The 22,610-nt window shown below is 58.5% G+C and carries 20 protein-coding genes and 1 pseudogene; 9 read left to right on the top strand and 12 right to left on the bottom strand.

Features of this window, described 5'->3' with window-relative positions:
* The first annotated feature begins 482 nt into the window (after positions 1–482).
* The 3 genes from DET50_RS09525 (at position 483) to DET50_RS09515 (ending at position 2,732) form a co-directional block, all read left to right on the top strand.
* Positions 483–938 carry an acyl-CoA thioesterase gene (locus DET50_RS09525; RefSeq protein WP_113862618.1) on the top strand — a complete coding sequence of 152 codons (456 nt, stop codon included), beginning with the start codon at positions 483–485 and terminating at the stop codon, positions 936–938.
* 109 nt (positions 939–1,047) lie between these two features.
* Entirely contained in the window at positions 1,048–1,671 is a 624-nt protein-coding gene (locus DET50_RS09520) for an HPP family protein (RefSeq protein WP_113862617.1), read from the top strand.
* A 35-nt stretch (positions 1,672–1,706) separates the two neighbouring features.
* Positions 1,707–2,732 (top strand): NAD(P)H-dependent flavin oxidoreductase, encoded by a 1,026-nt coding sequence (locus DET50_RS09515; protein ID WP_113862616.1) that lies wholly within the window; start codon positions 1,707–1,709, stop codon positions 2,730–2,732.
* A gap of 134 nt (positions 2,733–2,866) precedes the next feature.
* Here the strand turns inward: DET50_RS09515 and DET50_RS09510 are convergent.
* Together DET50_RS09510 and DET50_RS09505 are read right to left on the bottom strand one after the other, a co-directional pair.
* Positions 2,867–3,169: pseudogene (locus DET50_RS09510) on the bottom strand (addiction module antidote protein); the annotation flags it as partial.
* A 5-nt stretch (positions 3,170–3,174) separates the two neighbouring features.
* Positions 3,175–3,486, bottom strand: a complete 312-nt coding sequence (locus tag DET50_RS09505; protein ID WP_113862631.1) for a type II toxin-antitoxin system RelE/ParE family toxin — start codon at positions 3,484–3,486, stop codon at positions 3,175–3,177.
* A gap of 223 nt (positions 3,487–3,709) precedes the next feature.
* Between DET50_RS09505 and dusA the strand changes: the two genes are divergently transcribed.
* The 5 genes from dusA to DET50_RS09480 all read left to right on the top strand — a co-directional run bounded on the left by dusA (position 3,710) and on the right by DET50_RS09480 (position 8,276).
* On the top strand, positions 3,710–4,744 hold the full coding sequence (gene dusA, locus DET50_RS09500) for a tRNA dihydrouridine(20/20a) synthase DusA (protein WP_113862615.1): 1,035 nt from the start codon (positions 3,710–3,712) through the stop codon (positions 4,742–4,744).
* 117 nt (positions 4,745–4,861) lie between these two features.
* Entirely contained in the window at positions 4,862–5,827 is a 966-nt protein-coding gene (gene tal, locus DET50_RS09495) for a transaldolase (protein WP_113862614.1), read from the top strand.
* Positions 5,828–5,854: 27 nt separating this feature from the next.
* On the top strand, positions 5,855–6,301 hold the full coding sequence (locus tag DET50_RS09490; RefSeq protein WP_113862613.1) for a tellurite resistance TerB family protein: 447 nt from the start codon (positions 5,855–5,857) through the stop codon (positions 6,299–6,301).
* A 14-nt stretch (positions 6,302–6,315) separates the two neighbouring features.
* The gene (locus DET50_RS09485; protein WP_113862612.1) at positions 6,316–7,443 is read left to right on the top strand and encodes a 3-deoxy-7-phosphoheptulonate synthase; all 1,128 of its coding nucleotides are present in this window, start codon (positions 6,316–6,318) and stop codon (positions 7,441–7,443) included.
* Complete coding sequence (locus DET50_RS09480; RefSeq protein WP_113862611.1) at positions 7,440–8,276, top strand: glycerophosphodiester phosphodiesterase; 837 nt, start codon at positions 7,440–7,442, stop codon at positions 8,274–8,276. Before DET50_RS09485 ends, DET50_RS09480 begins: the two co-directional genes overlap by 4 nt.
* Positions 8,277–8,387: 111 nt before the next feature.
* On the opposite strand, the gene sthA is transcribed toward DET50_RS09480, so the two are convergent.
* The 10 genes from sthA to DET50_RS09430 all read right to left on the bottom strand — a co-directional run bounded on the left by sthA (position 8,388) and on the right by DET50_RS09430 (position 18,862).
* Entirely contained in the window at positions 8,388–9,779 is a 1,392-nt protein-coding gene (sthA, locus tag DET50_RS09475) for a Si-specific NAD(P)(+) transhydrogenase (protein ID WP_113862610.1), read from the bottom strand.
* Between the two features lie 79 nt (positions 9,780–9,858).
* The gene (gene nqrM, locus DET50_RS09470; RefSeq protein WP_113862609.1) at positions 9,859–10,107 is read right to left on the bottom strand and encodes a (Na+)-NQR maturation NqrM; all 249 of its coding nucleotides are present in this window, start codon (positions 10,105–10,107) and stop codon (positions 9,859–9,861) included.
* A gap of 12 nt (positions 10,108–10,119) precedes the next feature.
* Positions 10,120–11,169, bottom strand: a complete 1,050-nt coding sequence (locus DET50_RS09465) for an FAD:protein FMN transferase (protein ID WP_113862608.1) — start codon at positions 11,167–11,169, stop codon at positions 10,120–10,122.
* 9 nt (positions 11,170–11,178) lie between these two features.
* Entirely contained in the window at positions 11,179–12,402 is a 1,224-nt protein-coding gene (nqrF, locus tag DET50_RS09460; RefSeq protein WP_113862607.1) for an NADH:ubiquinone reductase (Na(+)-transporting) subunit F, read from the bottom strand.
* A 36-nt stretch (positions 12,403–12,438) separates the two neighbouring features.
* Positions 12,439–13,047, bottom strand: a complete 609-nt coding sequence (nqrE, locus tag DET50_RS09455) for an NADH:ubiquinone reductase (Na(+)-transporting) subunit E (RefSeq protein WP_113862606.1) — start codon at positions 13,045–13,047, stop codon at positions 12,439–12,441.
* On the bottom strand, positions 13,047–13,712 hold the full coding sequence (locus tag DET50_RS09450; RefSeq protein WP_113862605.1) for an NADH:ubiquinone reductase (Na(+)-transporting) subunit D: 666 nt from the start codon (positions 13,710–13,712) through the stop codon (positions 13,047–13,049). The genes nqrE and DET50_RS09450 overlap by 1 nt, the downstream gene beginning before the upstream one ends.
* 2 nt (positions 13,713–13,714) lie before the next feature.
* Positions 13,715–14,518 carry a Na(+)-translocating NADH-quinone reductase subunit C gene (locus DET50_RS09445; RefSeq protein ID WP_113862604.1) on the bottom strand — a complete coding sequence of 268 codons (804 nt, stop codon included), beginning with the start codon at positions 14,516–14,518 and terminating at the stop codon, positions 13,715–13,717.
* Entirely contained in the window at positions 14,511–15,719 is a 1,209-nt protein-coding gene (locus DET50_RS09440; RefSeq protein WP_113862603.1) for an NADH:ubiquinone reductase (Na(+)-transporting) subunit B, read from the bottom strand. The genes DET50_RS09445 and DET50_RS09440 overlap by 8 nt, the downstream gene beginning before the upstream one ends.
* Positions 15,720–15,723: 4 nt before the next feature.
* A complete protein-coding gene (locus tag DET50_RS09435) occupies positions 15,724–17,070 on the bottom strand; it encodes a Na(+)-translocating NADH-quinone reductase subunit A (RefSeq protein ID WP_113862602.1) in 1,347 nt (448 codons plus the stop codon).
* Between the two features lie 322 nt (positions 17,071–17,392).
* Positions 17,393–18,862: a glyceraldehyde-3-phosphate dehydrogenase gene (locus DET50_RS09430; protein ID WP_113862601.1), complete on the bottom strand. Its 1,470-nt coding sequence runs from the start codon at positions 18,860–18,862 to the stop codon at positions 17,393–17,395.
* 215 nt (positions 18,863–19,077) lie between these two features.
* On the opposite strand from DET50_RS09430, the gene mfd reads away from it, so the two are divergent.
* On the top strand, positions 19,078–22,602 hold the full coding sequence (gene mfd / locus DET50_RS09425; protein ID WP_113862600.1) for a transcription-repair coupling factor: 3,525 nt from the start codon (positions 19,078–19,080) through the stop codon (positions 22,600–22,602).
* The last annotated feature ends 8 nt before the right edge of the window (positions 22,603–22,610 follow it).

The following is a 22,610-nucleotide window of genomic DNA, read 5'->3' as shown; positions in this document are numbered from 1 at the left end:
GAGTAGGCTGAAGAGGATCAATCAGATAATCCGCTGAGAAAGATTTTCTTCTTTACATCTTTGGCATTTTATCAACCAGAAATTCCGGATACCCGAATATTTGACAGGAAACGAGACAACCAAATCGACGCTTCCGCGCTGCTGAGGCGGCGTTCGCCAACGTAGAACCTTTCCCGATCCAGGCGGCTCTCGACGAGCTTTGTGATTAGCTGTTCGTAAATTCCGGTTTGCTGCATCAGTTATGCTCCATGCTGATGCAACTCACCACAGGCCTCATCGATGGCGATATCAAGAACGGCTTCAACAAACGCTTCGGCGTTGTTGTCGTAATAGCCTAGCGTATCGGGCATAGGACAGTTTCCTTACTACTAATTCGTGCCGTATTGTTCCTAACCAGGTTATCAGCAGGCACTGAGATGGCCAAGTTGCATGATCTCGGGAATCGGTTAGCCTTGAACCTCATTCAACCGCGCTAGTGAACCATGACTGAAAACAACAACTCTCCCTTCAAATTCCGCTTCCGAGTCCGCTACGGCGAGTGCGACGCCCAGGGTGTCGTCTTCAACGCCCGCTACGCGGACTTCGTGGATATTTCCGTCAACGAATACATCCGTGCTGTGTTCGGTGATTACCAGCGCCTGCTGGACCAGGATCTGGACGTCCAGGTGGTGAGCCTTACGGTGAACTGGAAAGCGCCCGCCCGGTTTGACGATGTGCTGGAAGCGAGGATTCGTACCGGGCGGATCGGCAACACGTCGTTCACCCTGCATCTGGAATTTTATCGCTACGGGGATGGCCAGTTCATCGCCGATGCGGACATCACTGATGTGATGATCCGGTCATCCAGCATGACTAAGGTGGCCATTCCGGATCATATCCGGGCGCAGCTGAACGAAAGCGCTCCGGGAGTGTTGATCAGCCATGCCGGCGAAACGTGAGTTGGCGCAGTCGTTAAGCATTATCGATAATACCTGTTTGCCTTGATATTCCTCATTGTTTAGGATCGCGCACCTTTCAACGCACCAACTCAGGGCACGCGAAAGGTTTATGGGACTCAGGAACGAGCAACTGCGCTGGCAACTGGCTAAGGGGCTGGTTCAGGCCTTACACCTGGAACGACTCGCAAGCCGTTACAGTCGAACCACCGTGATGGCAGTGTTCAACCTGATCAATGGCGGTCTCAGCATCGCGCTGGTGTCGTTCGTGGCCCTGGTGACGCAGGAAGCCTTCATCTTCCCCTCCCTTGGTGCCACCGCCTTCATCCTGTTCTATGTCCCGCTTGCCCAGCCCGCTTCCCCGAGGAACACGCTTTGCGGGCATCTGATCGGAGCACTGGCCGGACTGCTCAGCCTGTACCTCTTCGGCCTGCAGGGACACGCTTCCGCCTTCACGACCGGCGTCGATCTGGCCCGAGTCGGTGCTGCGTCACTCTCGCTGGGCCTGACGGGGTGCCTGATGGTGCTGCTGCGGGTGGCGCACCCGCCCGCCGGCGCAACGGCTCTGATTGTGTCCCTGGGACTGATGCCGGATCCAGCCCAGCTACCTATACTGATGGCCGGCGTCGGTCTGCTGCTTGTGCACGCCTTTATCATGAACCGCCTCGCCGGCATTCCTTATCCGGTATGGTCCTCCACCACTCCAGCACCGGCGACGAGAATGTCATTGCAGTAACGGATTGAACGTCAGGCCAAAGAACGGAAACGATTATGCTGAACTTCATCGGAACTGAATTTCCCATCATCCAGGCACCCATGGCCGGCGTTCAGGATCACAGACTGGCTGCCGCCGTCTCGAATGCCGGAGGCCTCGGCTCCCTGCCCTGCGCCATGCTTAGCCCGGAGTCGCTCCGATCTGAACTTGACGCCTTGAAAGCTGCCACCGAAAAGCCTTTCAACCTCAACTTCTTCGCCCATACGCCGCCAACACCGGATGCGGACATCGAACGGAAGTGGCGCCAGGCGCTGGCGCCCTATTACCGGGAATTCGGCATCGATCCTGACTCCATCACTTCCGGGCCGGGGCGCATGCCGTTCAATGAAGAAGCCGCTGCTGTGGTGGAGGAATTCCGCCCGGCAGTGGTGAGTTTTCATTTCGGATTGCCGGAGCCCGCTCTGGTTGAACGGGTGAAAAAGACCGGTGCCAGGATCCTGTCGACCGCGACCACGGTGGAGGAGGCCCTCTGGCTGGAGCAGCACGGTGCCGATGCCATCATCGCCCAGGGCCTTGAGGCCGGTGGCCACCGCGGTATTTTCCTGACCAAGGACATGACCACGCAGATGGGCACCTTTGCCCTGCTGCCCCAGATTGTTGCCGCGGTGAAGGTGCCGGTGGTTGCCGCCGGCGGTATTGCCGATGCCCGAGGCGTGCAAGCCGCGCTGGATCTTGGCGCAATCGCGGCCCAAGTGGGAACGGCCTTTTTACTCTGCCCGGAGGCGACCACCAAACCAGTGCACCGGGAAGCACTGAAAAGCCCCCAGGCCCGGCATACCGCTATCACCAACCTGTTCTCAGGCGGACCGGCCCGGGGCATTGTGAACCGAGTGATGCGGGAGCTGGGCCAGGTATCCCCGGAGGCACCCGCGTTTCCCCTCGCCACCAGCGCCATTGCGCCACTCCGGGCTGCGGCCGAGGCCATCGGTTCCGGAGACTTTTCACCCTTGTGGTGTGGACAGAACGCCTCGGGGTGTCGGGAGAATTCAGCCGTGGAGATTCTAGAACGGCTTGTTCTCTGAACACACCTCTTAACCAAGTTTTAAGCGCGCTTCAATCTATTCTTGGCACCACCCTTGTGCGGGCCAGCTTTCATACCAGGGCGCCGATCACGGGTGTAAGTAGCCATGGCGGTCCTGGTTACTTGTGGCTCAACCGGCTCAGCCCGCAGGTTAATACCAAGCCCTTTCAAAATACGGTTGATCGTATCGAATCGCGGTTTTGCTCCCGGAGTCAACGCCTTATAAAGACTTTCCCTACCCAGGCCTGTATCTTCCGCGAGCCTGGTCATACCCCGGGCTCTGGCAACCTCACCAAGAGCTTCCAGGAGTTCATCCATATCACCATCTGCCAGGATTTCCGACAGATAGGCACCAATCACCTCATCATCATCCAGGTATTCAGCGGCATCAAAGGGCCGAACACCGTGCTTTTCGATTGCTTCTTGATTAACAGTCATGTTCATCACCTCTCACGGTTTTTACCGTGAATGTCTGCAGCCATTTCCTTGGCCCGCTTTATATCTTTCTCCTGAGTTGATTTATCTCCACCTACCAGCAACCAATACACCCGGTTTTCTATCATCGTGTAATAGAGTCGGTATCCAGGGCCATTGAAGAGACGCATTTCAGAAACGTTATCTCCAACGGACTGGTGATCGCCGAAATTATCTTTACGAGCATTTTTTATCCGACGCAGAACACTTGCCTTTCCAATCGGATCCTTCAGTTTCGACAACCAACTGGCGAATTCTTCCGTTTCGTACAGTTCGTTCATGAGCAGAGTGTATCTAGCTGGATACAAAAATACTATAGGGCACTCGATGCCCTCAAGAATCGGGACTTCCACCATTCCGGATACCGATTCAGAAAGTCATTAGCCTGGAAGTACTCGCCAGAAACTTCGCCAAAGCCTTACGGCAATCACCCCGCCAACCCTGTTAAACTAAGGCGCTCAGATTTTCGTACTGACAACTGTTTTCCGTCGATAGGTTACCGAAATGTCCGCAACACCCGCATTGGATGCCACTCGCCACAACCCCGGCCCGTCCCGCCGTTTCTGCGTGGCACCGATGATGGACTGGACCACACCGCACTTCCGCTACCTGGCCAGGATCCTGAGCCGGCGGGCGCTGCTGTACACGGAGATGGTGACTACCGGTGCCCTGATCCACGGCGATACCGAGCGATTCCTGCGCCATGATCCCTCCGAGTATCCCCTGGCCCTGCAGCTTGGCGGCAGTGATCCCGGCGAACTGGCCCACTGTGCGAAGCTGGCTGAGCAGTTCGGTTTCGATGAGGTGAACCTGAATGTTGGCTGCCCCAGTGACCGGGTGCAGAACAACATGATCGGTGCCTGCCTGATGGGCCATCCGGACAAGGTGGCCGAGGCGGTGTCAGCGATGATTGCCGCCACTGATCTGCCGATGACGGTCAAGCACCGGATCGGTATCAATGGTCGGGAGTCCTGGGAGGATCTGTGCGAGTTCATCGACAAGGTCTCGGCTGCTGGTTGCCGGACATTTATCGTGCATGCCCGCATCGCCATTCTTGAGGGCCTGAGCCCCAAGGAAAACCGGGATATTCCGCCGCTGAAGTACGACTGGGTCTACCGGCTGAAGGATCGTTACCCGCACCTGGAGATCATCATCAATGGTGGCATCAAGACCTTCGAGGAATGCCATGAGCATTTGCGCCACACCGATGGTGTGATGCTGGGCCGGGAGGCCTACCACAATCCCTGGTTGCTGGCCGGTGTGGATTCCGAGTTCTTTGGTGAGCCCGCAGCTGTGGCAAACCGTCACGACGCGCTGCGGGCCATGTTCCCCTTCATCCAGGAGGAGCTGGACCGGGGCGTCTATCTCACCCACATTTCCCGCCACATCATGGGGCTGTTCCACGGCATGCCCGGTGGCCGCCAGTTCCGGCGCCATATCAGTGAGAATGCCCACAAGCCCGGTAGCGGTCTGGAGGTCATCCAGGCGGCGCTGGCCAAGGTTCGGGAGCCGGAACCCGCGGTTCTGGCCGAAAGCTGACACAACCCTAACCTTTTGTTGTCTTGTTCCTGTCAGAACAGCCCGTTATTGTAGGGAAAACACCGGCATCCCGGAGATGGATGCCTGAAACAACGTACAACCGGGACGACAGGACGAATGACCAGCAAGCTTGACCAACTCAAAACCATGACCACCGTGGTAGCCGACACCGGCGATATCGATGCTATCGCCAAGTGGCGCCCGGAAGATGCCACCACCAACCCGTCGCTGCTTCTGAAAGCAGCCGCCTCTGAGGCCTATCGCCCGATGCTGGACAAGGCCGTGGCGGAAGCCCGGCGTCACGGTGGTTCCGACGCGGAGCAGCTGACGGTGGCCACCGACATGCTCGCGGTGCTGGCCGGCCGGGAAATCCTGAACCTGATCCCGGGCCTGGTATCCACCGAAGTGGATGCTCGTTTGTCGTTCGATACCGCCGGCACCCTGGAGCGGGCCCGTCGCCTGATCGACTTCTATGATCGTCAGGGCGTGGATTCCAGCCGGGTACTGATCAAGATTGCCTCCACCTGGGAAGGTATCCGCGCCGCCGAGCAGCTGGAGAAGGAAGGCATCCGCTGCAACCTGACCCTGCTGTTCTCCTTCATCCAGGCGGCAGCCTGTGCCCAGGCAGGGGCCCACCTGATTTCACCGTTTGTCGGCCGCATCCTGGACTGGCACCTGGCCAACAGTGGACGAGACAGCTTCCCGGCGCACGAAGATCCGGGAGTACTCTCCGTCAGCAGGATCTACAATTACTACAAAGCCAACGGCTTCAATACGGTGGTGATGGGCGCCAGTTTCCGCAACACCGGCGAGATCGAGATGCTGGCCGGATGTGACAAGCTGACTATCAGCCCGGCCCTGCTGCAAGAGCTGCAGGACGATGCCGGCACCCTTGACCGCCAGCTGCATCCGGGCAACGCCAACACCAGCGACCGGTTCGGTTCCATCGATGAAAAGCTGTTCCGCTGGGAATCCAACGAGGACGCGATGGCCACCGAGAAGCTGGCCGATGGCATCCGCCGGTTCACGGCTGACCAGATCGAGCTGGAGAACCGGGTGCGCCAACTGGCCCGTGCGGCCTGAGTGACTCAACAACCGAAGTAACGGACCATGATCGAGCGCCTGAAGAAACTGTTTGCCGTTCCCGAATCCGAACCGGTCAAGCCGGACGCCCATCAGTTGGCCGTCGCAGCCACGGCGCTGATGGTGCAGCTATCCCGGGTGGACAACGATGAAGACGAGCGGGAACTGAAAACCATCGTGGACTGCGCCGTGAAGTCTCACCAGGTGACCCGGGAAGAAGCCGAGGAGATCCTGCAGGATGCCCTCGCCCACGCCGAGGACGCCACGTCTCTGTACGAGTTTACCGGGCAGATCAACGACCACCTGGACCAGGAACAGAAACAGGCCCTGCTGGAAAGCATCTGGCACGTGGCGCTGGCCGACGGGCGCATCGACAAATACGAAGAACACCTTATTCGCCGCATGGCAGACCTGCTGCATCTTAACCACAGGGAGTACATGCAGGCGCGGCACCGGGCCGAGGGGACCGGTTAACAAAAGGAGATCCCATGCTAGCCATTCTTCATCCCAACACCACGCTGGACAGTGACGCCTACCGGCAGACCATGCATTACCTGGAAAACCTGCCCAACGTGTCCCTGCGTGTTCACGAGGTGCAGGGTGCCAGCCAGCGGCTGACCGAAATCTACCTGCTGGGCGACACCAAGTCCCTGGATAAGGAAGAAATCGAAGCACTGCCGGCCGTGGAGCGGGCGATCCGCATTTCCGAGGACTACCGAATTCTTGGCCGGCACAAGGATGACCTGCGCCAGAGCGGCTTCACTTACAACGGCGTGGAATTCAGCCAGCAAAACCTGAACATCTTTGCCGGCCTGTGCGCCGTAGACGTGCCTGAGCATGTCGAGATGATGATGAAGGCGGTGGAGGAGCATGGCGAAGTCTGTACCCGTATGGGCGCTTACAAACCGCGGACCAACCCCTATTCGTTCCAGGGCCATGGCAAGGGCTGTCTGCCATGGGTGTTCGAGAAGGCGGGCAAGCATGGCATCAAGGTGATCGCCATGGAGATCACCCACGAGAACCACATCGAGGAAATCGACACCTGCCTGGAGAAACTGGGGCGCCCGACTGGCGTGATGCTCCAGGTGGGCACCCGGAATACCCAGAACTTCGAACTGCTCAAGGCCATTGGCCGCCAGAGCACCTATCCCGTGCTGCTCAAGCGCGGTTTCGGTATTACCCTGAACGAGTCCCTGAACGCTGCCGAGTACCTGGCGAGCGAAGGCAACTCCAATGTCATTTTCTGCCTGCGCGGCATGAAAACCGAGGCCGGCAATCCACACCGTAATATGGTGGATTTTGCCCATGTACCGGCGGTCAAGCGCCTGACCCGGATGCCGGTGTGCGTGGATCCGTCCCACTCGGTGGGCAGTCGGGACGCCTCACCGGACGGCATTCTCGACCTTGAGCATGCCACCGCCCAGGGCGTGATCGCCGGCGCCAACATGGTGCTGGTGGACTTCCACCCGAAGCCGGAAAAAGCCCTGGTGGATGGCCCCCAGGCCTTGCTCATGCACGAACTGCCGGCCTATCTTGAAGATATCCGCCTGTGCCATGAAACCTGGAAAAAGCGCCAGGCCATTTACCAACGAATGAAGGATTCAGCACCAGAATGATCGTTTACGGGCACCGGGGCGCCAAGGGAGAGGCCCCGGAGAATACCCTCCCCGGATTCATTCACGCCTATCGCCACGGCATACGGCATTTCGAGCTGGATGTAGTGCTATCGAAAGACGGCATCCCGGTGCTGGTCCATGACCTGACCGTGGATCGGACCACTGGCGCCAAAGGCGGGGTGTGCAACTACACCGCGGCCGAACTGGCGGATATGGATGCACGCCGGAACACCAGTTCATGGCCCCGCAAAGTGGGCATTCCGACCCTGGAACAGCTGCTGGATCAGTTTGATGACCTGGAGCACCTTCAGATCGAGGTCAAAAAGGATGCCCGGCAGCGCCTGAATGTCCTGTGCAACCGGCTCACCGAGATCATCCAGCACCGGGACCTGTACCAGCGGGCCGCCGTGACCTCCAGTGACCCCTGGTTTCTTCGGGAAATCCGTCGCCGCGACAAGAAAATCCGCACCGGGCTGGTGGCCGAACGAAAGTTCCCCCGGCCCCTTAACATCGCCACCCGGCTGGGTTGCGACTACTTCTGCGCCAACTGGAAAATTCTGAGCAAGGACATGGTCGAGCTGGCCCATCGCCGGGGTATGCATGTGTCCACGTGGACCGTGAACCGGATCCACGACATGCTGCAGCTGGAGGATCTGGGGGTGGATAGCATTATTACCGACTACCCGACCAGTACCCGGATGTTCTTTGATAACCGGGCACGGGCGTTGTTGCAGTTGCCGGTCAGGGAGGAGACAAGCCCTGAGGCTGAGAGTGAGGTGAAGATGGGGTCAGATGAAGGCTTTCATCTGACCCCGGGGGAAGGCCGGGCCTGAGGGTAGGCACAGGGGTCTGATGAAAACCTTCATCTGACCCCAAGTTGGCGCCTAACTCCGAGGTTGAAAAAGGGGTCAGAAGAAGGCTTTCTTCAGACCCCACCAACTTTCTCAGAAAATCCGGTTCAGCCCATTCAACGCCGCTACCCGGTAGGCCTCGGCCATGGTCGGGTAGTTGAAGGTGGTGTTGATGAAGTAGTTCAGGGAGTTGGCCTCCCCTTCCTGGTTCATGATGGCCTGGCCGATGTGGACGATCTCGGCGGCCTGGTCACCGAAGCAGTGGATACCCAAGATCTCGCGGGTTTCCCGGTGGAACAGGATCTTCAGCATGCCCACCGCTTCGCCGGTGATCTGGGCGCGGGCGAGGTCCTTGAAGAAGGCCTGGCCCACTTCGTAAGGCACCCTGGCTTCGGTCAGTTCGCGCTCGGTCTTGCCCACGGAACTGATCTCCGGAATGGTGTAGATGCCGGTCGGTACGTCAGATACGAACCGGAAGTATTCGTCCTTCACAATATCCGAAGACGCGGAACGCCCCTGGTCGTAGGCAGCACTGGCGAGGCTGGGCCAGCCGATCACATCGCCAACCGCGTAGATATTCTCTACTTCCGTCCGGTAGTGCTCATCCACAGCGAGCTGGCCACGGCCGTTGGGAACCAGGTCGATGTTCTCGAGGCTCAGGCTGTCGGTGTTGCCGGTACGGCCGTTACACCACAGGAAGGCATCGGCACGGATCTTCTTGCCGGACTGCAGCGACAGCACCACGCCATGGTCATCCCCCACCACAGACTCGTATTGCTCGTTGTGACGCACCAGCACGCCGTTGTTGCGCAGGTGGTAGCTCAGCGCGTCGGAGATCTCGTCATCCAGGAACGACAGCAGGCGGCTACCCGGGTTGATCAGGTCCACCTTGACGCCCAGACCAGCAAAAATCGACGCATACTCGGAGCCGATGACACCCGCGCCATAGATGATCAGGGTGCGCGGCGTATGTGACAGGTTCAGGATGGTGTCGGAATTGTAGATCCGATGGTGGCGGAAATCCACGTCGGGCGGCAGGTACGGACGGGAGCCGGTGGCAACGATGGCCTGCTTGAAATGCAGGGTCTCGACGGACTTGTTACCACGAACCTCGAGCCGGTTCCGGTCCAGGAACGAGGCGCGGCCGTTGATCAGGTCCACCCGGTTGCGGGAATAGAACTGGGTGCGCAGCTTGACCTGCTTGCCGATCACTTTCTGCGCGTTCTGGAGAACCCTCGGGAAGGAGAACCAGCGCGGTTCGCCGATATCACGGAACATCTGGTTGGTGTTGAACGTGATGATCTGCTTGACCGAGTGACGCAGCGCCTTGGAAGGGATGGTGCCCCAGTGGGTGCAGTTACCGCCAACCGTCGGCTTGTCTTCAATGATCGCGACACGTTTGCCGTGTTTGGTCGCATTCATCGCCGCGCCTTCGCCGGACGGACCAGCGCCGATAACGACGACGTCGTAATGATGTTCTGCCATGCGCGCAGTAACTCCTTATCTACGTCGTAAAAATTTGATTCTGATTATTGATCCTGTGCCCCGGTCAGCGGCATTCCGATCAGTGGCGATCCCTGCTGGAAGCATCGTAGGCGAGATCATCAGCGCCTTTCGCTTCGCTCTCAAGCCGCTCATTCTCTTCCTTGCACTTCCGGGTATTGCCGCCACAGATGTCGCAGGAAGTGCTGATACCCAGGGCACCAATGCCACCACAGGTTCCGCTGATTGGTTTCCGACCGAAAATGACGCCGATCGACATGGCCGCGACAAGCGAAATTACGATGAACAAAACAAGAAGAAAGGTACCCATGTTGTCCTCCCTTTACTGGATCACATAGGAGGAAAAGGCCGGCGTCTGATGCGTTTCAAAGCCGTTTTCCGTCCTGATAATAAAATAGGCGGGGATATTCTCCCGTGTTGCCAACTCCTGAGCCCGCTCGAAGCCCATCACGTTGAAGCCCGTGGCCAGTGCGTCCGCGGTCATGCAGTCTTCCGCCAAAACGCTCACTGAGGCCAGGTTATGGGTGATGGGTTTTCCCGTCTCAGGATCAATTGTATGGGAATAACGCTGCCCTTCCGATTCGTAATAGTTACGATAATCTCCAGACGTCGCCATTGCCTTGTTCTCGAGAGCAACCACGCGGTTGACCTCCCGGCCTTCCGATACAGGCTGTTCAATGGCCAGCCGCCAGGCATCACCACCCGGCTTGCGCCCCTGCACACGGACTTCACCGCCGATCTCTACGAGGTAAGCGTTCACACCTTCACTGTCGAGGTAACGCGCCACCGCATCCACACCGTAACCTTTCGCAATCGCTGAAAGATCAATGTATTGCGGTTTGTCTGCCCGAACTGCCGGCGGCTCATCCCGAAGCTCCAGCTTTTCGTAGCCGGTGGATGACAAGACACGGGCCAGTTCCTGCTCCTCCGGAATCTGCTCCGGCCGGGCCTCGGGGCCGAACCCCCAGAGATTGACCACCGGGCCCACGGTTACATCAAAGGCACCGTCGGTGAGTTCGGAGACCTCTATGGCCTTGGCAAGGACCTCATGGAGCGGTTCGGAAATCGCAACCCAATCACTCTGGTCTGACATCCGGTTCAGTCCCGACAGCTCGGAATCCTGCCGCCAGGTCGACATGGCAGCATCCACCTTTTCCAGCTCGGCCTCGATGCCTTTGGCCAGATTCTCCAGACGTTGCTGGTCATCGGTCAATACGACATTGATGTGGTAGGTGGTACCGAACACGCCACCGGAGATTTCCCAGACTTTTTCATCGGGCTCAAACGAACAACCCGCCAGAGCGGCCAGGGCCAGCACCACAAAGGCGCTGGCCAGGGCCACCCTGACGGGTCGTAACATGCAGGATGTCATCTCAGTAGATTAACCCCCGAAGTCATCCAGCATGATATTTTCGTCCTCAACACCAAGATCCTTGAGCATCTTGATGACCGAGGCGTTCATGATGGGGGGCCCACACATGTAGAACTCACAATCCTCGGGTGCCGGATGGTCCTTCAGATAGTTTTCGTACAACACGTTATGGATAAAGCCGGTCGGGCCTTCCCAGTTGTCTTCCGGAAGCGCATCGGACAGTGCCACATGCCACTCGAAGTTCTCGTTCTCTTCCTGCAGCATATCGAAGTCTTCCACGTAGAACATCTCGCGGACACTCCGTGCACCGTACCAGAAGCTGATCTTGCGCTTGGAGTTCAGGCGCTTGAGCTGGTCGAAGATGTGGGAACGCATCGGGGCCATACCGGCCCCCCCGCCAATGAATACCATTTCAGCGTCGGTCTTCTTGGCGAAGAACTCACCGAACGGTCCCATGACGGTAACCTTATCACCCGGCTTCAGGTTGAACACGTAACTGGACATGATACCCGGCGGGTGGTCGGTACCCGGAGGCGGCGTGGCAATTCGGATATTGAACTTGAGTACACCTTTTTCCTCCGGGTAGTTCGCCATGGAGTACGCACGGATGGTGTCTTCTTTGTTCACGGCCTTATAACGCCAGATGTTGTGTTTGTCCCAATCCTCGTGGAACTCCTCCTCGATATCGAAATCCTTGAAATCGATTTCGTAGGGAGGACACTCCAGCTGCACGTAACCACCGGCGCGGAAGTCCACTTCCTCGCCTTCCGGCAGTTTCAGGACCAGTTCCTTGATGAAGGTGGCAACGTTGTGATTGGAGACAACCTCACACTCCCACTTCTTCACGCCGAAGAACTCTTCGGGAACCTCGATTTTCATGTCCTGCTTCACCGGAACCTGGCAGGACAGGCGCCAGCCTTCCTTCTCTTCCCGGTTGGTGAAGTGGGTCTTTTCCGTGGGCAGCATTGCGCCGCCACCGTCCAGAACCTTGCACTTGCACTGGGCGCAGGTGCCACCGCCACCACAGGCGGAGGACAGGTAGATACCGCTGTTCGCCAGTGTGCCCAGCAGCTTGCCGCCGGCACTGGTCTTGAGCGTATGCTCGGGATCGTCATTGATTTCGATGGTCACGTCACCGGTGCTTACCAGCCTGGAGCGGGCCGCGAGAATAATCGCGACCAGCGCCAGAACGATAACGGTGAACATGACCACGCCAAGAATAATTGCACTCATGGTCTCGCCTTCTCGTTAAACCGAATCACCGGTGGGTTAGAGGGAGATGCCGGAAAAGGACATAAAGCCCAGGGACATCAGACCAACCGTAATGAATGTGATACCCAGGCCACGCAGGCCCGGAGGCACATCACTGTACTTCAGCTTCTCGCGAATTCCGGCCAGGGCAACAATCGCCAGCGCCCAACCGAGGCCCGCACCGAAGCCGAATACCACGCTCTCGCCAAAGTTGTAATCACGCTCAACCATAAACAGCGCGGCACCAAGGATCGCGCAGTTTACGGTGATCAGCGGCAGGAACACACCCAGCGCCGCGTAGAGAGCAGGGATGTACTTGTCCAGCACCATCTCCATGATCTGTACGATCGCGGCGATTACACCGATGTAGGTGATCAGACCCAGGAAGCTCAGGTCCGTACCGGGCATACCGGCCCAGTCCAACGCACCTTCCCGAAGTACATAGTTGTAGATAAGATTGTTCACCGGCACTGTGATGGTCAGTACCACGACCACCGCAATACCCAGGCCAATGGCAGCCTCGATCTTCTTGGAGATGGCGATGAAAGTGCACATCCCCAGGAAGAAAGCCAGCGCCATGTTTTCAATGAAAACCGCCTGTACAAGAAGACTCAGATAATGTTCCATCAGAAGGCCTCCCGGGCTTTATGGGCAGACAGCTTGTAATCAGGCTCTTCCACCTGCTCTGGCTTCCAGGTGCGCAGCGCCCAGATGCTCAGGCCGATAATGAAGAACGCACTCGGCGGCAACAGCAGCAGACCGTTGGTGACATACCAGCCGCCCTCGTTCACCGGTGACAGGATGGTATAGCCGAACAGGGAGCCGGAGCCGAACAGTTCGCGCCAGAAACCCACGAACAGCAGCAGAACCGAGTAACCCAGACCGTTGCCGACACCGTCAAGGAAACTGAGCCATGGCCCGTTCTGCATGGCAAAACCTTCCGCACGGCCCATAACGATACAGTTGGTGATAATCAGCCCGACAAAGACCGACAACTGCTTGCTGATCTCATAGGCATAGGCTTTCAGCAGCTGATCCACCACGATAACCAGCGATGCAATGATGGTCATCTGCACAATGATCCGGATACTGCCCGGAATCTGGCTGCGAATGAGGGACACCGCCAGGTTGGAGAATGCGGTTACCGCAATAACTGAAATACACATGACAATCGTCACGTTCAGACTGGAGGTCACCGCCAGCGCCGAACAGATACCGAGAATCTGCAGGGCGATCGGGTTATTACTGAATATCGGTTCGAACAGGACCTGCTTGGCTGATGTAGTCGCCATGATCAGACCTCCCCTTGACGCAAGTTTTTAAGGTACTGGGCGTAGCCACGGTCACCCAACCAGTAGTCCACCAGGTTTTCAACGCCCCGGCTGGTCAGCGTAGCACCGGAAAGGGCATCGATCTTGTGCTCCTTGTTCCGGGTGTTCTCGTTGACACCACCCTTGACCAGCTTAATCTGTGGCTCGGTCATGTTCTCGCCGTATACCACCTTACCCTCCCACTGGGCTTTCCAGCGTGGGTTGTCCACCTCACCACCGAGACCCGGGGTTTCTGCATGCTGGTAGAAGCCCAGACCTTCAATGGTGTTGGCATCGCCCTTCAGGGAGACAAAACCATAGAGCGTGGACCACAAGCCATAACCATGGATCGGCAGCACCACTTTCTGGAGCTCACCATTCTCCCGCAGGATATACACCTTGGCGACGTCCGGACGACGTCCGATGCCGGCTTGATCCTGATCGGCGGGAATATCGGTTGACAGCTCAGGATTGGATGCGGCCTTGTACATGTCGTACTTCATGGGGTCCTGGACGCCCACGTAGTCCGGATCGACATACTCACCGGTCTTGAGGTTGACCAGTTTGACCTCGAACCGGGCGAAAGCCTCCTCGATCTCCTGAGGACTCGCGGCTTGCGGCAGCATGTCGGCTGCTGCAAGGATGTTGGTCTTGATGTTCAGGTTCTGGTTCTTAACCTGAAGCGGCTTGAGCGTAACAGCTGCGGTGGACACGATCACCGAGAAGAATACGCTCAGTACCAGGGCAACAATGACCGTCCTGGTAACGGTTTCCTTCGATTTAGCCACGTGCAAGCCTCCGTTTGATGTTGGCCTGGACCACGAAATGGTCGATCAGGGGCGCGAACAGATTGGAGAACAGAATCGCTAGCATGATCCCTTCCGGGAATGCAGGATTCACCACACGGATAAGAACAGTCATGACGCCCACCATAATGCCGAAGCACCAACGCCCGGTGTTGGTCATGGAGGCAGACACCGGGTCCGTGGCCATGAACATCATCCCGAAAGCGAAGCCGCCCATGACAAGATGCCAGTGTGCCGGCACTTCAAACATGGGGTTGGTATCGGAACCGATCAGATTCAGTAGCAGCGACATGGCAATCATGCCGATCATCACACCACCGACGATTCGGTAGGAGGCAATCTTCATGACCAGAAGGATCAGACCACCAATAAGAATGGCAATGGTGGAGGTCTCACCCATGGAACCCTGAATGGTACCCACGAAGGCGTTCATCCATCCGATCTGTTCCTTGAGCGCGTCCAGACCGCCGGAGGCCGCCCAGCTCAGGGCCGTGGCACCACTGAAACCGTCAACTGCCGTCCAGATGGTGTCACCGGAGATCTGCGCCGGATAGGCAAAGTACAGGAACGCACGACCGGTCAGGGCCGGGTTCAGGAAGTTCTTGCCGGTACCACCGAACACTTCCTTGCCAATGACCACACCGAAGGTGATACCCAGGGCCACCTGCCACAACGGGATGGTGGGCGGGCAGATCAGGGCAAAGAGCACGGAAGTCACGAAGAAGCCTTCGTTCACTTCGTGGCGACGAACGGTGGCGAACAGTACTTCCCAGAAACCACCAACCACGAAAGTGACGAAGTAAATGGGCACGAAGTACGCCAGGCCGTAGACGAAGTTGTCCCACATTCCGGCACCGGCGCCGGTTACCGCCAGAGCCTGAATGAAGGCCGTGCGCAGACCACCGTCAGCCACCATGGCGTCCGGGTTGGCCGCCAGGAAGCTGTTGGCCTGATAACCGATGTTCCACATACCGAAGAACATGGCCGGGAAGGTACACAACCACACAGTGATCATGATGCGCTTGAGATCAATTCCGTCACGCACATGGGAGGTCGTGGAGGTTACGCTCGAAGGCGAATAGAAAATGGTGTCGACGGCTTCATACAGCGCATACCAGCGCTCGTACTTGCCACCTTTTTCAAAATGATGCTCGATTCCATCGAGAAACTGTCGGATTGCCATCGTATTAGCCCTCGATCTCGATTCGGGTCAGGTTCTCGCGGAGAATCGGACCGTATTCATATTTGCCGGGGCACACGAAGGTGCACAGCGCCAGATCTTCTTCGTCCAGCTCCAGGGCACCCAGTTTCTGTGCCATTTCGGTATCACCGACGATCAGCGAACGCAGCAGCTGGGTCGGCAGGATATCCAGGGGCATGACCTGCTCATACGCACCTACCGGCACCATGGCCCGCTCACTGCCGTTGGTGGTGGTGGTGAAGTTGAACAATTTGCCCGGGTTGAGCTTGGACAGATAGATGTTCAGCACGGAGAACTTGTTCGGACCCGGAGACAACCAGCCCATGAACTCGCGTTTGGTCTGTTCTTCCAGCACGGAAACCTGGTTGGCGAAACGACCCAGGTAAGCGCAGGGACCGTCACCACGACGACCACCGAACACCGAACCGGAGATGACACGGACTTCACAGTCTGTGGCAATTTCTCCGTCCAGAAGTTCCTGCAGGCTGGCACCCAGGCGGGTACGAACCAGGCGCGGCTTCAGAGCCTTCGGACCAGCGATGGCAACAATGCGCTCCACCGGCACTTCACCGGTTTCGAACAGCTTCGCGATATCGATGACATCCTGATAGTTGATGGACCAGACGGTCTTGCTGGCAGAAACGGGATCCAGGTAATGGATGTGGGTGCCCACATTACCGGCCGGATGCACACCGTCAAACTGCTGGATCTCGATGTTGTCCGCCTTGGGCACGGCCACGTCGGAGCCGGGCTTGCCAGTGACGAATACCTTGCCGCTGGTCAGCTTGGAGATGATGCTCAGACCCTTCTCGAAAGCCTTGGCATTCTCACCGATGATAACAGTCGGATCCGCGGCCAGCGGGTTCGTGTCCATCACGGAAACGAAAATGGAATGAGGAGCGGAATCGATTTCCGGCACCTTGCTGTACGGACGCGTCTTGAACGCTGTCCAGAGGCCGGATTCAACCAGGTTGTCGACAACCTGCTGACGCTCCAGGCCGCCAAGGTCGGCATCGTTGTAGCGGGCATAGGTCTCAGCCTCTTCGCCATCGATCTCAATGACGATTGACTGGAACACACGGCGCTCACCGCGGTTGATTTCTTTCACCACGCCGGCGGCGGGTGAAGTATAACGAACGCCTTCGGTCTTCTTGTCCGTGAACAGCAGCGACCCGCGCTTGACACGGTCTCCTTCTTTCACAGCCATTGTCGGCTTCATGCCGTTGTAGTCAAAACCGATCAACGCCACGTGGCGAATCGGCTTGCCGTCTGTAATGGTCTGTTCGGGAGCGCCGCTGATGGGAAGATCCAGGCCTTTTTTGATCTTGATCATTAGCCTCGTCCAATCATCAGAAACTATCTAAGGATTCTCAACGCCCGGCCCCTGCGGCCCAGATTTCCTGGCGGACTGCGCCAGAACGCTGCACCACTTGACTCAAATACCGCAGCAATTGCTGCTGCCAGGCATTTGACGCAGGAAAAGATGAGAAACGGGGTGCCAGACATACCCAAAATCGCGCCAATTATAGAGATTAAGGAAACCTATTTCCACCAGAAACCGGAATGGTTTTGTACCCCGAAAGCAGTAAAAAACCCCGGCAGCCGAGGCTACCGGGGTTCTTCGCAGTACATCGCGCCGAATCGGCGCTACGACCTTAGTCGCGGGCGCGCTTCGGGAAGATGGGGTAAGTCACACCCGCCATCTGGTTCACGCAGCGAACCACCTGGGCGCTATAGCCGAACTCGTTGTCGTACCACACGTACAGGATCAGGCGCTTGCCGCTGGCAATGGTCGCCTGGGCATCCACGATGCCGGCGTGGCGTGAGCCGACAAAGTCGGTGGAAACCACTTCCGGTGAGTTCACGAAGTCGATCTGTTTCTGCAGCTCGGAGTGCAGCGCCATGTCACGCAGGTACTCGTTCACGCCTTCCACGGTAACATCCTTGTCCAGGTTCAGGTTCAGGATGGCCATGGAAACGTTCGGAGTCGGTACCCGGATGGCGTTACCGCTCAGCTTGCCCTTCAGCTCCGGCAGAGCCTTGGCGACGGCCTTGGCGGCACCGGTCTCGGTGATAACCATGTTCAGCGGGGCACTGCGGCCACGACGGCTACCCTTGTGGTAGTTATCGATCAGGTTCTGGTCGTTGGTGTAGGAGTGCACAGTCTCTACGTGACCATCCTGAATGCCATACTCGTCGTGAATGGCCTTCAGAACCGGCGTAATGGCGTTGGTGGTGCAGGAGGCAGCGGACAGGATCTTGTCCTCGTCGGTGATCCAGTCGTTGTTGATGCCGTAAACGATATTCTTGATGTCGCCCTTGCCCGGGGCAGTCAGGATAACCCGGCTGACGCCCTTGGACTTCAGGTGCAGGCCCAGGCCTTCCTCGTCACGCCACTTACCGGTGTTGTCGATCACGATGGCGTTGTGGATGTCGTACTGGGTGTAATCCACCTTGTCCGGACCGTCGGAGTAGATCACCTTGATGTAGTTGCCGTTGGCGATCAGGGCAGATTCTTTCTCGTCCACAGTAATGGTGCCGTCAAACGGGCCGTGGACAGAATCGCGACGCAGCAGGCTGGCGCGCTTCTCGAGGTCATTCTCGGCGCCGCCCTGACGAACCACAATGGCACGCAGGCGCAGATTGTTGCCGCCGCCGGCCTTCTCGATCAGGATCCGGGCCAGCAGTCGGCCGATACGACCGAAACCGTAGAGTACAACGTCCTTGGTGTCGTTGTGGGCGTCTTCCTCTGACTGGGCCTGATACTGGCCAACCACCGGGCCGATCTCGCGCTTGAGGAATTCGGTCAGATCACCGCCTTCAGCCTTGAACTTCACAGCCAGCTTGCCGATATCGACGTGGGCGCGGCCAAGATCCAGCTTGTCCATCGCCTCGAGGATCGGCAGGGTGTCGTGAACAGACAGCTCGCTGTCTTCCACCTGACGCACAAACCGGTGAGCGCGAATGATATCAATCACCGATTGGTTGATAATGGCGCGACCATAAACGGACGTAACCACGTTGTTTTTGCGGTAGAGACGACCGATCAGCGGAATCATGGCTTCCGCGGTGGATTCTCTCTCCGTCCAGTTAGACAGGTGCTGGTTGATCTGTTCGTGACTCACGGTTGGGACCTCTGTTAGCACTGGGAATAATTTCAGGGGCGCACATTATCCAATTTAAGGGGCCTCACGGCAAATACGATCGGCTCATCCATTCGTAAGGTTCCGGTCGTACTCGCGGGCACCGCTCACCCCGCCATGACAGTGTCATTCCCGGGCGGTAGAATACGCCGCTCGCCATCTTCCCGATACAGGACTGCAGGAGCAACCACCCGACCATGAGCCAAGGCCCCTCCAGATCAGATAACCGGCTGATTGCACCCGAGTTTCCCACTCGCCCGGCGGACCACCGAACCTGGGGGGAGCTGCACGGCAGCAGTAACGCCCTGGCCATCTGCGAGAGTGCCCGCAACCATCCGGGCCTGACCCTGGTCATCACCCGCAGCACCAGCGAAGCCATCCAGCTGGAGCAGGCCATGCGGTTCTTCCTGGGCCTGCCGGCCGAGGAAGATGGCCCGGCAATCACTTCCGACGGTATGGAACTGCTCTCGTTACCGGACTGGGAAACCCTGCCCTACGACCTCTTCTCGCCGCACCAGGACATCACTTCCCGCCGGATCCGGACATTGCATCGCCTGCCCGCAACCCGTCACGGGCTGCTGGTGGTGCCGGCCCGCACCCTGATGCACCGGCTGCCACCGGTCAGTTACCTGCAGGGCAACACGCTGATCCTGGAGGTTGGCCAGTCCCTGGACATCGACAAATGGCGCCTGCAACTGGAAGCGTCCGGCTACCGCTACTCGGAGAATGTCTACGAGCACGGCGAATACGCCGTCCGTGGTGCCATCCTGGACATTTTTCCCATGGGCGCCAGCCAGCCCTACCGCATCGACCTGTTCGATGACGAAATCGAGACCCTGCGAACCTTCAACCCGGAAACCCAGCGCTCGGTTGACCGGATTGACCGCGTCGAACTGTTGCCGGCCTACGAATTCCCCTGGCACAAGGAAGCCCGTTCCGGATTCCGTAACCGCTGGTTCGAACAATTCCCGAATGCCGACCGGGATGCGCCCATCTACCAGGACGTGAGTCACGGCATCACGCCGCCCGGCATCGAGTACTACCTGCCGCTGTTTTTTGACGAAACGGCCACCCTGTTCGACTACCTGCCCGGGGAAACCCTGGTCTTCACCGCCGAGGGCCTGAATGAGGCGGTCAGCCAGTTTGATGCCGAGACCCGCAACCGCTATGAGGACCGCCGCCACGACCGCCTGCGGCCAATCATGCCGCCGACCACCCTGTTCCTGCAGCAGGATGAGCTCTTCGGCCATCTCAAAACCTTCCCCCGGGTGACCACGACCCCGGACACCGTCGAAGGCAGCGGTGCCATCAATTGCCCGAGCCAGGCGCTGCCCGACGTGGCAATGGATGGCCGGGCGGCGGATCCGGCGGCACGGCTCAAGCGGTTTATCGAGGAATTCGGAGGCCGCGTCCTGATCGGGGCAGAATCCTCCGGCCGGCGTGAGGCGCTGATCGAGAATCTCTCGAACCATGACCTGAAACCCCGGAATCTGGAGGACTGGCAGTCCTTCATCTCGCAAGAAAGCTGCCCGCTGGCCATTACCATTGCGCCCATGGAGCAGGGACTGGTCCTGCCCCAGCAGCATCTGGCCCTGGTCACCGAGACCGCCCTGTTCGGGGAGCGGGTCCTGCAACGCCGGCGCCGGGAAAAACCCACGGAACTGGACGACGGCGGTTACCGGGACCTGTCAGAGCTTCGGATCGGGGCACCAGTGGTTCACATCGATCATGGTGTCGGCCGCTATCTCGGACTTGAGACGATTACCGTCGGCGACGAGTCCAACGAGTTCCTGATGCTCGAATACGCGGGCGGCTCGAAGCTGTATGTGCCGGTCTCCAGCCTGCATCTGATTTCCCGCTACGCCGGCACCGATGTCGAGCACGCACCACTGCACAAGCTGGGCACCGAGCGCTGGAGCCACGCCAAGCAGAAAGCACTGGAAAAGATCCGCGATACCGCGGCGGAATTGCTGGATGTCTATGCCCGCCGCGAAGCCCGCAAGGGCTTCCAGTTCGAGGACCCCAAGGAGGCCTATCGCGCCTTCGCCGCCGACTTCCCGTTCGAGGAGACGCCGGATCAGGAGGTGGCCATCCAGGCGGTATTCGAGGACATGACCGGCGAGCGACCCATGGACCGACTGGTCTGTGGTGACGTTGGCTTCGGCAAGACCGAGGTGGCCATGCGCGCCGCCTTCCTGGCCACCTGGTCCGGAAAACAGGTGGCAGTGCTGGTACCGACCACCTTGCTGGCGCAGCAGCATTACGAGTCCTTCCGGGACCGGTTCTCCGGCACCCCGGTCCAGGTGGAGCTGCTGAGCCGGTTCCGCACTGGCAGCCAGACTTCCAAGGCTATGGAAGCCATCGAGCACGGCAAGGCCGACATCGTGATCGGCACCCATAAACTGCTGCAGGGGGACATCCGGTTCAAGAATCTGGGCCTGGTGATCATTGACGAGGAACACCGGTTCGGGGTCCAGCAGAAGGAAAAACTCAAGGCCCTGCGGGCGGAAGTGGACATGCTGACCCTGACCGCCACGCCCATTCCGCGAACCCTGAACATGGCCATGGGCCACCTGCGGGATCTGTCCATCATCGCCACCCCGCCAGCCCGAAGGCTGTCAGTGAAAACTTTTGTCCGGCAACGGGATGACGCCATGACCAAGGAGGCAATCCTGCGGGAGATCCTCCGGGGCGGTCAGGTGTATTACCTGCACAACGACGTGGCCACCATCGAGAAAACCGCCGAAGACCTGCGCCGGATGATTCCCGAGGCCCGCGTGGGCGTGGCCCACGGCCAGATGCGCGAGCGGGAGCTCGAACAGATCATGTCCGATTTCTACCACAAGCGTTTCAACGTGCTGGTGTGTACCACCATCATCGAAACCGGTATCGACATCCCCAGCGCCAACACCATCATCATCGAACGCGCGGACAAATTCGGCCTGGCCCAGCTGCACCAGCTCCGGGGCCGTGTGGGCCGCTCCCACCACCAGGCCTACGCCTACCTGCTGACGCCGCCACCCCGTGCCATGACCGCGGATGCCAAGAAACGGCTCGACGCCATCTCCGAGTCCCAGGACCTGGGTGCCGGCTTCATGCTGGCCACCCACGACCTGGAAATCCGGGGCGCCGGCGAATTGCTCGGTGAGGAACAGAGCGGGCAGATCGAGTCCATCGGCTTCACCCTGTACATGCAGCTGCTGGATGAAGCCGTAAAGGCCATCAAGGAAGGCCGGACGCCGAACGCGGACCTGCCCCTGAGCCATGGCACCGAGATGAACCTGCGGATTCCGGCGCTGATTCCGGAGGACTACCTGCCGGACGTCCATAACCGGTTGATGCTGTACAAGCGCATTGCCAGCGTGGACAACAAAGAAGCATTAAAAGAACTTCAGGTTGAAATGATTGATCGTTTCGGTCTGTTACCGGAACCGGCAAAGAACCTGGTTCGTCAGACTGAATTGAGACTCAAGGCCGAGGCCCTGGGTATCGTAAAAATCGATGCCGGCAAGGAATGGACCCGCCTGGAATTCGGCGGCTCGACCCCGGTAGACCCGCTGGTTCTGGTTAAAAAAGTGCAATCCGCGCCGGACCAGTACCGGCTTGAGGGGGCCAACAGCTTCCGTTTCAGGCTGAAGGACACCTCCACCGGTGGTAAACTCGATGGCATTTCGCAAATGCTGGACGAGCTGACACCCGCTGACAGCAAATCCGGGCACTGACGCTCGCA

It is taken from the genome of Marinobacter pelagius (genome assembly GCF_003315345.1).
Lineage (GTDB): Bacteria > Pseudomonadota > Gammaproteobacteria > Pseudomonadales > Oleiphilaceae > Marinobacter > Marinobacter pelagius_A.
The sequence above is the reverse complement of the archived record's forward strand: the minus strand, read 5'-3'. Positions and strand labels throughout refer to the sequence as shown.

Excerpts from the sequence above, each read along its gene's own strand:
- DET50_RS09525 (WP_113862618.1), top strand. The coding sequence starts at position 483 with ATGACTGAAAACAACAACTCTCCCTTCAAATTCCGCTTCCGAGTCCGC.
- mfd (WP_113862600.1), top strand. The coding sequence starts at position 19,078 with ATGAGCCAAGGCCCCTCCAGATCAGATAACCGGCTGATTGCACCCGAG.
- dusA (WP_113862615.1), top strand. The coding sequence starts at position 3,710 with ATGTCCGCAACACCCGCATTGGATGCCACTCGCCACAACCCCGGCCCG.
- DET50_RS09435 (WP_113862602.1), bottom strand. The coding sequence starts at position 17,070 with ATGATCAAGATCAAAAAAGGCCTGGATCTTCCCATCAGCGGCGCTCCC.
- DET50_RS09465 (WP_113862608.1), bottom strand. The coding sequence starts at position 11,169 with ATGACATCCTGCATGTTACGACCCGTCAGGGTGGCCCTGGCCAGCGCC.
- DET50_RS09450 (WP_113862605.1), bottom strand. The coding sequence starts at position 13,712 with ATGGCGACTACATCAGCCAAGCAGGTCCTGTTCGAACCGATATTCAGT.
- DET50_RS09520 (WP_113862617.1), top strand. The coding sequence starts at position 1,048 with ATGGGACTCAGGAACGAGCAACTGCGCTGGCAACTGGCTAAGGGGCTG.
- DET50_RS09515 (WP_113862616.1), top strand. The coding sequence starts at position 1,707 with ATGCTGAACTTCATCGGAACTGAATTTCCCATCATCCAGGCACCCATG.
- DET50_RS09480 (WP_113862611.1), top strand. The coding sequence starts at position 7,440 with ATGATCGTTTACGGGCACCGGGGCGCCAAGGGAGAGGCCCCGGAGAAT.
- DET50_RS09505 (WP_113862631.1), bottom strand. The coding sequence starts at position 3,486 with ATGAACGAACTGTACGAAACGGAAGAATTCGCCAGTTGGTTGTCGAAA.
- nqrE (WP_113862606.1), bottom strand. The coding sequence starts at position 13,047 with ATGGAACATTATCTGAGTCTTCTTGTACAGGCGGTTTTCATTGAAAAC.
- nqrM (WP_113862609.1), bottom strand. The coding sequence starts at position 10,107 with ATGGGTACCTTTCTTCTTGTTTTGTTCATCGTAATTTCGCTTGTCGCG.
- DET50_RS09485 (WP_113862612.1), top strand. The coding sequence starts at position 6,316 with ATGCTAGCCATTCTTCATCCCAACACCACGCTGGACAGTGACGCCTAC.
- DET50_RS09440 (WP_113862603.1), bottom strand. The coding sequence starts at position 15,719 with ATGGCAATCCGACAGTTTCTCGATGGAATCGAGCATCATTTTGAAAAA.
- tal (WP_113862614.1), top strand. The coding sequence starts at position 4,862 with ATGACCAGCAAGCTTGACCAACTCAAAACCATGACCACCGTGGTAGCC.
- nqrF (WP_113862607.1), bottom strand. The coding sequence starts at position 12,402 with ATGAGTGCAATTATTCTTGGCGTGGTCATGTTCACCGTTATCGTTCTG.
- sthA (WP_113862610.1), bottom strand. The coding sequence starts at position 9,779 with ATGGCAGAACATCATTACGACGTCGTCGTTATCGGCGCTGGTCCGTCC.
- DET50_RS09490 (WP_113862613.1), top strand. The coding sequence starts at position 5,855 with ATGATCGAGCGCCTGAAGAAACTGTTTGCCGTTCCCGAATCCGAACCG.